The sequence below is a fragment of the Burkholderia sp. KL41 genome (genome assembly GCF_057005415.2).
Window position 1 is genome coordinate 1,528,039 of record NZ_CM174446.1, and the last position, 15,148, is coordinate 1,543,186.

The window sequence follows — 15,148 nt, forward strand, 5'->3', positions numbered from 1 at the left end:
GGTGGCATTGCTTCCCTGCGCGACGGACATGGCGTCTGCGCGGGACGAGCATGGTCATTTCGAAATCCGGAGCAGCCCGGGGCAGATCAAGCCTGCGCCTCCATTGGGTTTCACGTTTGACGGCAATCGTGTCGCCTACTATTCGCATGGGTTGGATCTTGATCTCATGCCGCCGGCGAAGTATGTAGGAATCGGAAAATACACGGGAGAACTGAACGATCGTTACCGGCCGGAAATCGAGCAGATGCAGCGGATTCTGGCCAATAACGAGATCGCTTCGGTCCCGGGCCGGAATGTCGGATCGGTCCTCTCATATTCGTTCGATCGGGATGGAACGCGTTACCAGGGGCAGCTTCAATATCGATCCAGCGACGAGATCAACGGAAAGCTGTTGTTTCTTTACGAACTTGCGCAGGATCTGCTGGATCACGGCACGCCTGAGATCAATCTGCACCCGACGTTCGCCGCGCGTTCCGAGGCGGGGAATCTGGTGGTCGATGTCGTGTTCGGGAACGACGGGACGCAGGAAGTGGTCATCGATGGCCCGGAGAAGTGGTTGTCGCGGCGCGCGCTCCTGAACGGGCAATACTTTCTGATCAGCGCGGACAATGACGCTGGCGCGCGCTTCCAGGTCGCGCTGGTCGAGAAGTACCTGAGTGCCGCTTCCCGCGCCTATGCGTCTGTGATTTCGGTCAAACCGGGGCAGTCGGTGAAGGTCGAATTCGTCGTGCCGCACGATGCGTTGACGTTCGATCCGGGCGCATCGCGGCAACGGATCCCCGGGGGCACCTACCAGATGTTCGGCGTCGCGAATGTCAACATCCAGTCGCCCTCGGAAATGAAAGGCAAAGCATTCATACAGATGGACAAACTGTCCGACGTCGATTTGACCGAACGATAATGCGTAACCCGATGCTTCGACTCCAGGAACTGAACGTACCCCCCGCGAACCCCGAACCCACCCATCATGTCGACCCAATCTGACCTCATCCAGGCGTTCTTCCGCGGCTGGTCACAGCACGACCGGTTTCTGTGGCTGACCACGCCGCTCGGCGCGGACAAGCTCGTCGCCGAGAGCCTGCACGGATGGGAGTCGCTCGATCGCGGCGGCTTCCGGTTCCAGGTCACCGCGCTGACCGAGCGTCCCGATGTGCCGCTCGACAAGCTGATCGGTGCGGTGATCCTCATCGAATGGCAAGCCGCCGACGGGCAGGACGCACGGCGCCCGTTCCACGGCCATGTGATGGCCGCGGAACTCGTCGGCTACAACGGCGGGCTCGCGCGCGTGCGACTCGTCGTCGAACCGTGGCTCGCGCTGCTGCAGCAGCGCGTCGACAGCTACAACTTCGTGAACGCGAGCGTGATCGAGATCAGCGAACAGGTTTTCTCGCACTACGCGCGTGGCGCGGTTGCGCCGGCATGGCGCTGGTCGCTCGCCGACCCGGCGCGATATGCGAGCCGCAGCCTGACCGCACAGGCCGGCGAATCGGACTTCGCGTTTCTCGAACGTCTGTGGGCGGAAGAGGGCATCTTCTACTGGTTCGAACACGAGGGCGACGCGCAGTCGACGAACCTCGGCAAGCACACGTTGGTTCTCGCCGATACGAACCAGCGTTTCGACCCAGCTGAACCCGAGGTCGTCGGGTTCCATCAGACGAGCGACGGCGATCCGCGCGGCGGTATCCGGCAATTCCTGCATGCGCGTCGCTGGCGCATCGGCAGCGTCGCGCGCGCCAGTTGGGATCATCGAAGCCTGTCGACCCGTCCGTCCGGCGTGCGCGCGAACGGCGCGGTCGTGCCGGGCGAGGATCGCGACGTCGCCGGCCCGTACGCGTTCCAGACCACCGCGATCGGCGAACAGCGCGCGCAGCAGCAACTCGACGCGCAGCGGGTGGCGGCGCTGCAGGCCGAAGGCAGCGGCACGCGTCGCGATCTGCGGCCGGGGCTGCACTTCGCGATGTCGCAGCATCCGTCGCTCGATGCATCGCGCACGTTCGTGTGCCTGCGTGTCGAGCACGACGCGCGTGCGAACGTGGGCGCCGACGTGCACGGTGCGATCGCGCAGCGACTGGGCGAGATTCCGTCGGCGCCCGACGCCGCACCCGGCGAGGCAGTCGGATACGGCAGCGCGCAGGCGCTGCATGCGGTATTCGACGCGACGACACACGCTGGCGGCGCGCTCGTGGACGGCAACGAGGTGTACCGGAACCGCTTCGCCGCGTTGCCGTTCGACCAGGCCTATCGGCCGCTGGCGTCGAACGGGCACGGTGCGCGCGTGCATCCGGTCGCGGTGATGCCGGGCGCGCAGACAACCGTCGTGGTCGGCGCGGGCGATCCGGTTCACACCGAACGCGATCACCGGATCCGGATCCAGCATCACGCGCAGCGTGGGCAGAATTCCGCGAGTCGCGAAGCGCATCCGCGCGCGGCGAATGCGCCGGCCGATCGTGGCGCCGGCACCTGGACGCGCATGGTGACGCCGGTCGGCGGCGACAACTGGGGCGGCGTGAGCGTGCCGCGCGTCGGCCAGGAAGTCTGGACCGAGTGGCTGGAAGGCCAGCCGGACCGGCCGGTTGCGGTCGCCGCGCTGTACAACGGGCAGGGCAACGCCAACGCGCAGCACAATGCGTTCGCGGGCGGCCCGAGCGGCAGCACGGCCAATGCGGCGGCCTGGTTTGCCGGCAACGACCATGCGGCCGTGCTGACAGGCTTCAAGACGCAGGACATGAGCGCGAGCCAGACCGGCGCGGGCGGCTCGCGGCAATTCATGCTCGACGATACGGCCGGCCAGTCAAGTGCGCGCCTTTACACGACCGATCACGACAGCGGCCTGACGCTCGGCCACATCAAGCAGGTGCAGGACAACCGGCGTCTGGCCGATCGCGGCTACGGCGCCGAACTGTCGACGCAGGCGGCCGGTGCGCTGCGCGCCGGTGCCGGCCTGCTGATCAGCACGGCGCCGGGCGTGAACCAGATGGACGCGAGCGCGGCGAGCCAGGTGCTCGCGCAGCAACGCGAGATGCTGCAGGGGCTCGCGGATTTCGCGCGCAAGCAGGGTGCGGAGCCGGGTGTGAGCACGGCACAGCCCGGTGTCGCGAGTGCCGGCGCGAGCGCCGCGTCGCCGCTCGCGGCGATCGAGGGGCTGCAGCAGAGCCAGGTGTCGATCGGCGCGACGCGCGAAGGCAACGGCGCGGGCGGTGCCGGCGGAGGCGGTGCGGTTGCGTGGCAGCATCCGCATCTCGTCGCGCACGGCGAGGCCGGCGTCGTCGCGATGACCGCGCGAAGCCACGTGTGGGCGTCGGGCACGCAAACCGCGCTGAGCGCAGGACGCGACGTGCAGGTTACGGTCCACGGCAAGTCGAGCATCGTCGCGAAGGAAGGCATCGCGCTGTACACGCACGGCACCTCGGGCGGCAGCCGCCCGGTGCCGGCCGTCGGCATCGCGCTGCACGCGGCGACGGGCGCCGTCACCGTGCAGGCGCAGAACGCCGGGACGCTCGACGCCAATGCGCAGCGCGCAGTGACGGTGTCGAGCGCGCAGGCGAGTGTCGCGCTGCAGTCGCCGAAGCGGCTGCTGCTGACGGCCGCCAACGCGTTCCTGAAGATGGAAGGCAACGACATCGTGATCGGCGCGCCCGGCAAGGCGACGTTTCATGCGGCCCAGCACACGCTGACCGGGCCGCGTTCCGCGAACGTGCAGCTGCCGTCGATGAACAAGCCCGCGTGCGTCGAATGCATGCGAGATCTCGCGCATCGCCACGAAGCGGTCGCCACGCGCGGGTGACGCCGATGACAACGCTGCTTCAGACCTGGGAAACGACGGCCGCCGCGGAGCACACGGCGTTTCCGGATACCCATCGCTATCTGCTGGCCGATGCTTCGCAACTGCCGATCAACGCGGCGCCGTGGCGCGAGCTGATCGCGCAAGGGCAGGTTCGCAACCTGCTCGCCGGTCAGCCGGAAGCGAGCAACCCGGAAGTCTGCGCGCTGGTGTGCGACTATCGTGCGCCGCACGTGTCGGCGTTGCTCGAACGGCAGCTCGCGCGGCGGCCGTTCGCGTTTCTGTCGCTGGTCAGCATCTATCCGCTCGACGAACTCGCGCCGAAACTTGGTATCCGGACGCGCGTGACGTTGCCCGACGATCGCGACGGCCTGCTGAGGTTCTACGATGCGGCGGTGTTCCAGACGCTGGCCGGCGCACTGTCCGGGTCGCGCTATCAGGCGCTGTTGTCGCCGTGCGTGTCGTGGACCTGGGTGTGTCGCGATGGAACCGTCGGTACGGTGCGGCATCCGCGCCGGCACGAGCGGATCTTCTACGCGCGCATGGACGCCCGCGAGCTCGACGCATTGCGCCGCGGCAGCCGGCCGGACGCCGTGCTGGCCGAATTGCGGCGCAACGGCCGGATCCCGGTCGACGCGGATCCGTTCGACACATACGCGCACATGCTCACGCTGTTCCGCATGCTGGATGCACAGGGGCTGAACGACGACAGGCTCGCCTACCGGATCGGCGCGACCCTCGCGATGGTCGGCCACGTGCGGCTCGACGATGCGAGCGTCGCCGAGTGCATCGCCGCGCATCGGCACGATCACGACGCGTTGTGCGACGCATTGCTGGATCGCCTGCTCGAGCATGGCGAGGCAACGAATGCCGCGACGGAACAGGAGGCGCAGCGATGAGCGTGCCTGCGCTGTTTTCGTTGCGCGGCCGGGCCGGGCGCATGCAATGGTGGAGCGTGACGGTGCCGTTGCTGGTCGCCGGTTCGGTGTTCGACGCGCTCGCCGATCTGCCCGCCGCACAGCGTGCGCAGACGATCGTCGACTTTGCCGGATGGGCATTCGCGATCGTGATGATCTGGCTGCTGGTCGCGGTGTCGGTGCGGCGCTGGCACGACATCGGCAAGTCCGGGTGGTGGACGCTCGTCCATGCAATTCCCGTCGTCGGCGCGTTCGTCGCGATCGCGATGAACGGGTTCGTCCGTGGCGACGACGTACATAACCGGTTCGATCCGCCGTCGCGCGGTGAAGGCAACAACGACGCAAGTTTGCGAGGGTATCGATGAAATTCAGGGCAGGGATGCACGTTTTGGCGCTGGTCGGGCTCGGTGTGCTCGCCGCATGCAGCAAGCACGGCGTCGACGTGTCGGCGGAGCCGCATAACGTGTGCGTCACCGGATACAACGAGTACGGCCGTAAGCTGCACGAATTCTGGCTCGACAACGAGCACAAGTCCGGGTGCTTCGGCAACCCGGCGGCGCGCGAGGACGGCGAGGCATTCGGCGGCGGCGGCGGCTTTGCGTGTGGCTGCAAGGTGACGCCGGGGCAGAAGGTGAAGCTGTACTGGGAATTCGCGCAACCGCTGGCCGACATTCAGCGCGGCATCCAGCCGGAGCGCAAGACGATCGACGTGACCATCCCGCAGCCGGAATCGCCGACGTCGCGCTATCTGCGCGTGTATTTCCGCAAGAACGGTACCGCCGAGCTGCAGTGGGTCGACGACATGAACGCACCCGAGCTCAAGCCGACCCAGGAGAAGTGAGCGCCATGGCCGAAATCAACCTGAAGAAGGACGCCGCAAGCGCGGAGACGGATCGCGTCAGGGCGGAAGCCGAGCAGATGTGCCCCGCATGCGAGCACATGCTGTGGGTCAGCTTCTATTTCGACGGATTCGGTTTCGGTGACAAGGAAGGACCACGAACCAACATCCTGAAGCTGTTCAACGCCGCATACGACAAGAAGAACAAGAACATGCGGCGCTTCTACTATCCGGGGCTCGGCGCCGATTTCGACCCGGAAGCCGGCGTGCTTCGGCAGGTGTTGAAGGACAAGGCGCTCGACACCGCCGGCGAAAAGGCCGGCGACAAGCTCAAGGAGATGACCGTCGACAAGGCCAAGGAGAAGGGCATGAAGACGGTCGAGGACGCGTGGAAGCAGAGCGGCAGGAAGGGGAATTCCACGCTGAGCGGCCGCGTCGGCGACACGGTGGGCACGGTGTTCGACAAGGCGAAGGAAGGCGTGGGCGACGCACGGAAGCGGCTCGAGCGAGCGGTCGCGCGGCCGGGGGCGGAAAAGAACCGCGCGTTGCGTTACCTGAAGCGCGAATGGCGAGGGTTCTGGCGCGATGTCGTCAAGTATCCGTACCGGATTCCGAAGACGGTCTTGAAGGAGGTCGGCAAGGAAACGCTCGGCGCGCTGGCCGAGTCGTTCCAGCTCTCGCGCGACACGAAGCTCGGCGCCGCGCTGTTCAATACCGGCGTCGATACGCGCCTGAAGGCGGCGGACGAGGATTTCAAGGCGGCCGTGGCGGGCGCGAAGCAGGCGGGCACGATCAACAAGATTCATGTCGCGATCTTCGGGTACGACATGGGCGGCGGCCTCGCGCTGGCCTTTGCCAAACGGTTGCTCGAGGAAACCTGCAAGGGCGGGAAGTACGACGGCGTGGCGGTCAAGATCAAGTTCATGGGCCTGTTCGACTGCGTGACGAACCGTTTCGACGACAACCTGCTGACGGGCTACATTCCGTTGAGCAACGCGGTGTCGTCGGATCTGATCTTGTCGCCGGACATCGAGAAATGCGTGCACTACGCGGCCGCGCATGAACTGCGCGTGTACAAGCCGTTGACGATGCTCGGCGTCGATCCGGCCGACATGCGCGGCCGGCGGCAGGAGCGCCTCTTTCCCGGCGCGCAGGTGGACGTGGGCGGCGGTGCGATCGAAGGCGAGGACGGCATTTCCGACAAGCTTGCGCGCCTGCCGCTCGAGATGATGTACCACCGCGCGTACGGCGCCGGCATTCCGATGCCGAACCTGGCTGCGCTGGCGAACGAGGACGGCGCACTGTATCAGCAGATCGTCGCGCCGCAGGAGGTCCAGGCCTTCCAGCTCGACTACCGGGTGGCCGTCAAGAAGCTCGTGGCGACGACGCGCGAGATTCCGCCGCTGTCGCCGCTGGGCGCCGGCATCGGCTATCCGTCGGCGGCGCTCAGGCCGTCGACCGGGCCGCTCGATTTTCTCAATCCGAAGCCGCTGCCCGACATGACGGACGGTTGCCGCGTGCCCGACCGGACGCCGCCGCGCCCGGTCGTCGTGACCGACCTGCCGAAGGACATCCAGGGCGAGCTCAAGGGCCACATGGTCGTGTATATCCAGTGGCTGCGCATGTGGTACGACCGGGCCGAGAATCGCACGGCCGCGACACAGCGCAAGCCGGGGTGGCTCGGCGGCGCGGCGAATCCGCTGGCGTACGGCCGCTACGAGAAGCTGGTGCGCGAAATCGACTACCAGAAGCAGCACGGCACGCGCCCGGGATACGGGTTCGATCGGAAGCAGGCGATGAAGCAGCTCGACGGCGAGTTGCCGGCGTCGATGTTCAATACCGACCCGCAGGCGCAGGCGCTGTTCTGGCTGTGGAACAATCCTGGCGAGCGCCTGCCGCAAGTCGAAGCGATGTATCCGCTGTTCGTGAAGCACGTGCACGACAGCATGGCCGAGAGTGATATCGAGGCCGTGTGGAGCCACCTGGTGTCGATCAAGAACTACATGAATACGCGGGCGATGCAGAAGATCGCGACCGCGCCCGACAAGTCCTTCCTGGATCGCGTCGCGGACGTGTACCACTCGCTGGTGTCGACCGTATCCGCACCGCCCGGCACGACGGTCGTTCGATAGTCGGCCGGCCGCCGACCCACGCCGGCCGCCGACGCGCGGCTGGCCCGTGCGTTACTTCGAGATGTACCAGAGCGCGTCGGTGCTGACGCGCGCGGCCGGCTTCGTCGTGGCCGGCACCTGAGGCGTCGCAACGGGGGGCGGCGTGTTCGACGTCACCGCGGTGGGCCACGTCGCCGGCGTATTCGACGGGGTCGATGTCGTCGACGCATTGGCGGTACTCGCGGTCGGTGCCGAACCCGACGTCGACGCCGTGTCGATGTACCAGAGCGCATCGGACGATGCGGTCCGCCTGGTCGACGCATTCGCAGCCGGCTGTTTCGCAGCCGGCACGGTGGCAGCCGTTGCCGCCGTCGCGCCCGAACGCGGCGTTCCCGGCGCAGCCGTTGCCTGCGCCGTCGTCCCGGCTCCGCCACGCTGCGCACGCGCCTCGAACGGCCCGAGCTGGAAGATTAACGTTTGCGCGGGACGCGTCAGGACGGCATACGGGAACTGCAACTCCCACGACATCAGCACGCGGCCCGACGACGTTTCGGTGAAGATCGCCGGCAGGTGCTTCATGTCGCTGAACTGCACGTAGACCCGCGCGCCGTCGTCGAACACCTGGGTCGGCTTGGCCTGGTCCGCCCCGGTGACCGTCCAGCCGAAGTTGTACGTGCCGGCCGGACCGGCGGGGCCGCCCTGCGGGGGCGCCGGCGGCGGAGCCGACGAGATCGTGCGCGGGCGCGTGACCTGCTGCGGGGCGGACACGCTCAGGCTCGCGAACGGGTTGTACGCCTGGGCCTGTTGCGGCGGCGTAAAGGACGGTGGAAGGATGGGCATGGGAGTATCCGGCGAATCCGGCATGGTCCGGATTGCATCATAGACCTTGCGCGCATACGCGAGGCGCTTGTCGGGCGACGCGGAGTTGTACGCGCCGATCGCGTTCCAGTTGGCGCCGAGCTGGCGGATGTTCTGCGACAGGATCCACGCGCCGACATACGCGTTCGTGCACGCATCGAACAGGCTCTCCCGTGTGATGCCTTCGCGCGCGAGCGTCGGCAGCCAGGTGCTGTTGATCTGCATCAGCCCGATGTCGACCGTGCCGTTCGTGTTGGTGTTGACGGCGTTCGGGTTCATGCCCGACTCGACCTGCGCGATGCCGCGCATCAGGCTGACGCTCACGTGCTGGAACGCGGCCGCGTCGTCGAGGCAATCGGCCCGCGCGACACCGTGCAGCGCGCACGACAGCGCAATCGTCGAGGCGATTTTCAGCGTTTCTCGGCTGATCGAACGGGTGGTCTGACGCGGCATGGCAGGATGGGGCGGAATCCGGGCGCCCGGTGCAAGGAAATTACGCGAGACGCGAAGTGTGCCATAGCGGGCAGGCAAATGGCTCGCGTCAAACTTTCCTTTGCATTTGCCCATGCGCCCGACACGCCTTTTTATCGTGTCCGATCACGGCGCGTGGTGAAGCATTATCGGTAAATATGGCCGGATTTCACGGTGAATGCCGGGGTAATGGCGGCGCCGGAATACTGACGCATCGCGTCATTCGTCCCGGGAAATCGGTGCTGAATCAAACTGGATGAAAATCGACAGGCAGCCGATATCCGCGGTGAAACGGGCGATGAAAAGGCGATCGGTAAACACGCCGGCGGCTGGTGCCGCCGTATCGATCGATGCAAATTCGGCCGGCCGCACGGCGGGCAGCCGGCCGTTTTGCATCAGAAGCGGTGACGCAGGCCGAGATTGACCATCGTCTGCGAGTTCGTGCCCGCGTAGCCGTACGAACCGATCGACGCCTGCGCGCCCATCGAGCCGCCGTTGCCGTCGCCGGTCCGGCCGCTTGCGTGCTGGTACGCGGCGGTCAGGTAGACGTCGGTGCGCTTCGACAGGTTGTAGTCCGCGCCGGCCGATACCTGGTGATAGGTGGCCGACGTGTCGCCGCCCGAGCGCGTATAGCTGTAGCCGACGCCGACCAGCAGCGCGTTCGTCGCCTGGTAGTTCACGAAGCCTTGCCCGGTGTTGTAGTGCTCGTTCGAGTTGAATACCGAGCTCGCATCGCGGCGGTATTGCGCGTTGCTGTAGCCGAGGCCGAACGTGAACGGGCCGGCGACATACTGGCCCGCGATGCGCGCGATGCCGATCGAGTGCGCGCTCGCATAGCCGTTGTTGATCGGGCCGTCGAAGGTGCCGTCCGACGAGCTGGTCCAGCCGTTGCGCAGCGCGTTCGACGCGGGGCTGTTGGTCGCGTGGAAGTACCCGCCCGCGACGCTGAACGGCCCGTTGTTGTACGACACGGCGGCCGAATACGATTGCGCGGCGCCGGTGCTGCCGGCGATGCCGCCGAACGAATACATCGCGGAGAACTGCAGGCCCGCATAGACGGCCGACGTGTACTTCACCGCGTTGTCGACGCGGAAGCTGTTGTCGTAGTTGTCGACGTCGCCGGGCGTCGCGAACACGCTGCCGAGATAATTGTCGGCGGTGATGCCCTGCACGAGATCGACGAGCGGATCGTACTGGCGGCCGAACGTGAGCGTGCCGTAGCGGTCGCTCGTCAGGCCGACGAACGCCTGCCGGCCGAACATGCGGCCGCCCTGGCCCTGCCGGCCGTTGCTCGGGTCGAAGCCGTTCTCGAGCTGGAACAGCGCCTTCAGCCCGCCGCCGAGATCCTCGGTGCCTTTCACGCCGAAGCGGCTGCCGGCCAGGTTGCCCGCGCTGCTGTTGCCGAGCATCCACGCGTTGTCCTTGCCCTGCGCATGGTTCACGTAGGTGATCGACGTGTCGATCACGCCATACAGCGTGACGCTCGACTGCGCATGCGCGACGGGTATCGTCGCGAATGACGCGATGGAAATCAGCGAGAGGGTCGTGCGTTTCATTTCATCTCCTTGCGCATTGGCTTGTGTTCGTGATCCGGAATGGCAGGAGACTACCGAGTGCGATTAAAACGGAAAAACGAAATTCTCTTTTGTGGCTTGAGGCAGACAGGGATGTGCTCCAGTCTCGACGATCGAGGGATTTGAATTGTTGAAAATTGCGTATCAATTGATTGTCATTTCGCGATTTGGCCATTCCGGCTTGCATATCTCGCGATAATTTCGACCGATTCGACGGGGAGTCGAGGTGGTTCGGATATTGTTATCGATCCGTCAAATAACTATTTAATGAATCGATTTGGCCGCGGTGTAATGAATGTGTTAACGACGCATCGGGCGACGGCATCGCGGCGGCGCCACCCTTCCTGTCGCGTTGTCGTGGCACGCATGGCACGCATGACACGCCGGTCGTCGACCCGGTTTTGTATATAATAATCATTCTCATTTACAAGATCGTTGACGCCTGCGCACCCCGGAACCCGGCCATGTCTGCTGACCAGCTGTCTCTCCATCGAGAAATCGACGCCCTCTATACCGGCCACCACGCGTGGCTGCGCGGCTGGTTGAGCCGGAGGCTCGGTTGCGCGCACCGCGCGGCCGACCTGGCGCACGACACCTTCATGCGCCTGCTCGCACGCGACGAGCCGATCGGCGCCGACGAGCCGCGCGCGTTCCTGACCACGGTCGCGCAGCGCGTGCTGAGCAACCACTGGCGGCGCGAGCTGATCGAGCGCGCGTATCTCGATGCGCTCGCGCAGCGCCCCGAAGCGTATGCGCCGTCGCCGGAGGAGCGGGCTGTCGTGCTCGAGACGCTGCTCGAAATCGACCGGCTGCTCGATGGCCTGCCGCTCGCGGCGAAGCGTGCGTTCCTGCTTGCGCAACTCGACGGGCTCACGCAGGCCGAGATCGCGCGCGAACTCGGCGTGTCGCTCGCGACGGTGAAGCGTTATCTCGTGAAGGCCGGCACGCAGTGTTTCTTCGCGATGGCGGCCTGACCGATGGCCGCCCCGGGAGCGCCGGCGGTGCCGCCGCAGGTTGCGCGTCGCGCGGTCGAATGGTGGGTCGACCGGCAGGCCGGCCGCACCGGAGAAGCGTTCGACGCCGCGCTCGCGCGCTGGCGCGCGGAGGATCCGGCGCACGACGCGGCATGGCGCCATATCGAAACGATGCAGCAGAGGTTGGGCGGGCTCACGGCCGGGCTCGACCCGCAGGCCGCGCACGCGGCGCTGCTGTCGCCGCGTGCGGGCCGCCGCCGCGCGGCCGTGAAGACGCTGGCCGTGCTGCTGTTCGCGGGCGGCGCCGCATGGATGGCCGAACCCGCGCGGCGCGCGGCGATCTGGCCGGCGGACCTGCGAACGGCGGTCGGCGAGCGGCGCTCGGTGACGCTCGCGGATCGCACGGTCGTCGTCCTCGATACAGACACGGCGCTCGACGTGCGTTTCGACGCCGCCGCGCGCCGCCTGCGCCTGCTGAGCGGCACGATCATGGTGACGAGCGGCCACGACGATCGCGTGCCCGCGCGGCCGCTCGTCGTCGCGACCGCGCAAGGCGAGTTGCAGCCGCTCGGCACACGCTTCGCGGTGCGGCAGCGCGACGGCGCGACGCGAGTCGAAGTGTTCGCCGGTGCCGTGCGTGTGCAGCCGGACGATGCGGCGGCAGGCACGCGCGTGATCGCGGCCGGGGAAGGCGCGGATTTCACGCGCGATGCGATCGGCGTGCAGGCACCGCTCGATGCGTATGCGTCCGCGTGGACGGGCGGCATGCTGGTCGCGTCGCGCATGCGGCTGGCCGACCTCGTCGCCGAGCTCGACCGTTATCGCCGCGGCAACCTGCGCTGCGATGCGGCCGTGGCCGACCTGCGCGTGTCGGGCACCTATCCGCTCGACGATCCCGCGCGTGTGCTCGACACGCTGAAGGCGACGTTGCCGATCGATGTGCACTACCTGACGCGCTACTGGGCGACGGTCGTGCCGGCCCGTTCCTGAGCGTGTCGAAAAAAATTTCCGCCGACCTGAGCTGTTTCTCGATGTTCGCGTGACATGGGTAATGAAAGCAGCACTGGCCCATCGTCCACCGACTTCCCGATCATGGTTTCCATCCGTCTCACGTATCGGCGCCGTCCGGCGCCCGACCGACATCTGCCGCGCGCCGCGCGCCCGGCCGCACCCGCTGCACCCGGGCACCTCGCGCGCCAGCTCGCCGGTGCCGTGCTGGTGTCCGCGCTGCTGCCGCTGCCCGCGCTGGCCGACACCGGCACCGATGCGGCGCCGGCCGCGCAGCGCGCGGCACGCCGTGCGTTCGACATTCCGGCCGGGCCGCTCGAAGCGGCGCTGAACCGGTTCGGCCGCGACGCGGGCATCCTGCTCGCGTTTCCGGCCGAGCTGACGGCCGGCCTGACGAGCGACGGCGTGCAGGGCCGCTTCGACGTCGACGGTGCGCTCGACCGCCTGCTGGCAGGCACGGGGCTCGTCGCGTTGCGGCAGCCCGGCGGCGGCTACACGCTCAAGCGTGCGGACGGCACGGTTGCGCGACCCGTGGCGGCCGGCGTGGCCGCGGGCGCCGAGTTGCCGGCGATCACGGTGCGCGACAGCGCGCTGCGCGCCGAAAGCTATCGCGCGCCGAAGGAGGCGGGCGTGCTGCGTTCCGACATCCCGCTGCTCGACACCGCGCAGGCCGTCAACATCGTGCCGGCTCAGGTGCTGCGCGACCAGCGTCCGCGCAATCTGGACGACGCGCTCGGCAACGTCAGCGGCATCACGCAGGGCAACACGCTCGCGGGCACGCAGGACACGATCATGAAGCGCGGCTTCGGCGGCAATCGCGACGGCTCGGTCATGCAGAACGGGATGCCGCTCGTGCAGGGGCGCGCGTTCAACGCAGCGGTCGACAGCGTCGAGGTGCTGAAGGGGCCGACGTCGCTGCTGTACGGGCTGATGGACCCGGGCGGCGTGGTCAACGTCGTCACGAAACAGCCGCAGCTCGTGCGCTACAACGCGATCTCGCTCGGCGCGTCGACGTTCGGGCACGGCAGGAACGGCGGCAGCGCGACCTTCGATTCGACGGGGCCGGTCGGCGATTCGCGGCTCGCGTACCGGCTGATCGTCGATCAATCGAACGAGCAGTACTGGCGCAACTTCGGCGAATACCGGCAGACCTTCGTCGCCCCGTCGCTCGCGTGGTACGGCCGCGATACGCAGGTCGTGGTGTCCTACCAGTACCGGACCTTCCATTCGCCGTTCGATCGCGGCACGGCGCTCGACCCGCGTACCAACGCGCCGCTCGACATTCCCGCGCGGCGGCGCCTCGACGAGCCGTTCAACAACATGGACGGCGAATCGCACCTCGCGCAGCTGAGCGTCGATCACCAGTTCAACGCGGACTGGAGCGCGCATCTCGGTTACAGCTACAACCGCGAGACCTACGACGCGAACCAGTTGCGCACGACGGGCGTCGATCCGGTGAAGGGCACGCTGTCGCGCAGCAACGATGCGACGCACGGCTCGCTCAGCACCGACAGCTACGGGATCGGCTACGTGAACGGCAAGCTGACGCTCGGCGGGATGCGGCACGACGTGCAGGTCGGCTTCGATACCGAATACCGTCGCATCTACCGCAAGGACATGCTGCGGCAGGCCGTGAAGACGCCGTTCAGCTATGTCGATCCCGTCTACGGGCTGCTGCCGCCGTCGAGCACCGTGTCCGCGAGCGACAGCGACCAGACCGACACGCTGCACGATGCGTCCGCGTTCGTGCAGGACACGATCCACCTGACCGACAAGTGGATCGTGTCGGGCGGGCTGCGCTACATCACGTACAACCAGGTCGCGGGGCGCGGCCGGCCGTTTACCGCGAACACCGATCTCAGCGGCTCGAAGTGGCTGCCGCGCGCGGGCGTCGTCTACAAGTGGACCGATACGTTCTCGCTGTACGGCAGCTATTCGCAGTCGCTGAAGCCGTCCTCGTCGATCGCGCCGATGACGGGCTACATCATCGACGGCGCGACGCCGCCCGAGGAAGCGACCGCGTGGGAAGTGGGCGGCAAGCTCGACCTGCCGGGCGGGATGACGGGCACGCTGGCATTCTTCAACATCGACAAGAAGAACGTGCTCGTGTCGCAATACAACGACGCGACCAAGCTGACCGACTGGCGCACGTCGGGCAAGGCGCGCTCGCGCGGGATCGAGCTCGACGTGTCGGGCCGGATCGGCGAGCGCGTGAACGTGATCGCGAGCTACGCGTACATCGACGCGAAGACGACCGAGGATCCGCTTTACGCGGGCAACCAGCTGTGGAACGTCGCGCGCCATACGGCGTCGCTCGCGGCCGTCTACGATTTCGGCACGCTGGCCGGCGGCGACGACCTGCGCGTCGGCGCGGACGTGCGCTACGTCGGCGCGCGGCCCGGCGATTCGGCGAACAGTTTCACGCTGCCGTCGTACGTGCTCGCCGACGCGTTCGCGACCTACGACACGCGGATCGGCAAGCAGAAGCTGTCGTTCCAGCTCAATGTGAAGAACCTCTTCAACCGCACCTATTACCCGTCGAGCGCGAACCGTTATTTCGTCGCGATCGGCGATGCGCGACAGGTGTCGCTGCTCACCACGCTGCAGTTCTGACCA

The 15,148-nt window shown here is 67.0% G+C and carries 12 protein-coding genes; 9 read left to right on the forward strand and 3 right to left on the reverse strand.

Annotated elements, in window-relative coordinates:
• The first annotated feature begins 1 nt into the window (after position 1).
• The 6 genes from PQB87_RS07210 (at position 2) to PQB87_RS07235 (ending at position 7,668) form a co-directional block, all read left to right on the forward strand.
• Positions 2 to 901 (forward strand): hypothetical protein, encoded by a 900-nt coding sequence (locus tag PQB87_RS07210; protein WP_489242750.1) that lies wholly within the window; start codon positions 2 to 4, stop codon positions 899 to 901.
• 66 nt (positions 902 to 967) lie between these two features.
• Entirely contained in the window at positions 968 to 3,784 is a 2,817-nt protein-coding gene (locus PQB87_RS07215; RefSeq protein WP_489242751.1) for a type VI secretion system Vgr family protein, read from the forward strand.
• Between the two features lie 5 nt (positions 3,785 to 3,789).
• Positions 3,790 to 4,680, forward strand: a complete 891-nt coding sequence (locus PQB87_RS07220) for a DUF4123 domain-containing protein (RefSeq protein WP_489242752.1) — start codon at positions 3,790 to 3,792, stop codon at positions 4,678 to 4,680.
• Complete coding sequence (locus tag PQB87_RS07225) at positions 4,677 to 5,063, forward strand: DUF805 domain-containing protein (RefSeq protein WP_489242753.1); 387 nt, start codon at positions 4,677 to 4,679, stop codon at positions 5,061 to 5,063. The genes PQB87_RS07220 and PQB87_RS07225 overlap by 4 nt, the downstream gene beginning before the upstream one ends.
• A complete protein-coding gene (locus tag PQB87_RS07230; protein ID WP_042973214.1) occupies positions 5,060 to 5,539 on the forward strand; it encodes a DUF3304 domain-containing protein in 480 nt (159 codons plus the stop codon). The genes PQB87_RS07225 and PQB87_RS07230 overlap by 4 nt, the downstream gene beginning before the upstream one ends.
• Positions 5,540 to 5,544: 5 nt before the next feature.
• The gene (locus PQB87_RS07235) at positions 5,545 to 7,668 is read left to right on the forward strand and encodes a phospholipase effector Tle1 domain-containing protein (RefSeq protein WP_111939743.1); all 2,124 of its coding nucleotides are present in this window, start codon (positions 5,545 to 5,547) and stop codon (positions 7,666 to 7,668) included.
• Positions 7,669 to 7,719: 51 nt separating this feature from the next.
• Here PQB87_RS07235 and PQB87_RS07240 read toward each other — a convergent pair whose 3' ends face one another.
• The 3 genes from PQB87_RS07240 to PQB87_RS07250 all read right to left on the reverse strand — a co-directional run bounded on the left by PQB87_RS07240 (position 7,720) and on the right by PQB87_RS07250 (position 10,532).
• Complete coding sequence (locus tag PQB87_RS07240) at positions 7,720 to 8,958, reverse strand: lytic transglycosylase domain-containing protein (protein ID WP_111939744.1); 1,239 nt, start codon at positions 8,956 to 8,958, stop codon at positions 7,720 to 7,722.
• Between the two features lie 237 nt (positions 8,959 to 9,195).
• The gene (locus PQB87_RS07245) at positions 9,196 to 9,372 is read right to left on the reverse strand and encodes a hypothetical protein (RefSeq protein ID WP_489242754.1); all 177 of its coding nucleotides are present in this window, start codon (positions 9,370 to 9,372) and stop codon (positions 9,196 to 9,198) included.
• The gene (locus PQB87_RS07250; protein WP_489242755.1) at positions 9,372 to 10,532 is read right to left on the reverse strand and encodes a porin; all 1,161 of its coding nucleotides are present in this window, start codon (positions 10,530 to 10,532) and stop codon (positions 9,372 to 9,374) included. The genes PQB87_RS07245 and PQB87_RS07250 overlap by 1 nt, the downstream gene beginning before the upstream one ends.
• A gap of 482 nt (positions 10,533 to 11,014) precedes the next feature.
• On the opposite strand from PQB87_RS07250, the gene PQB87_RS07255 reads away from it, so the two are divergent.
• From PQB87_RS07255 to PQB87_RS07265, 3 genes are read left to right on the forward strand one after another with little or no spacing between them, the layout of a single operon-like run.
• Positions 11,015 to 11,524, forward strand: coding sequence for a sigma-70 family RNA polymerase sigma factor (locus PQB87_RS07255; protein WP_124468867.1), 510 nt, complete (start codon positions 11,015 to 11,017; stop codon positions 11,522 to 11,524).
• Between the two features lie 3 nt (positions 11,525 to 11,527).
• Positions 11,528 to 12,514: a FecR domain-containing protein gene (locus PQB87_RS07260; RefSeq protein ID WP_489242757.1), complete on the forward strand. Its 987-nt coding sequence runs from the start codon at positions 11,528 to 11,530 to the stop codon at positions 12,512 to 12,514.
• A gap of 54 nt (positions 12,515 to 12,568) precedes the next feature.
• Positions 12,569 to 15,145, forward strand: coding sequence for a TonB-dependent siderophore receptor (locus PQB87_RS07265; protein WP_489242758.1), 2,577 nt, complete (start codon positions 12,569 to 12,571; stop codon positions 15,143 to 15,145).
• Positions 15,146 to 15,148: the final 3 nt, after the last annotated feature.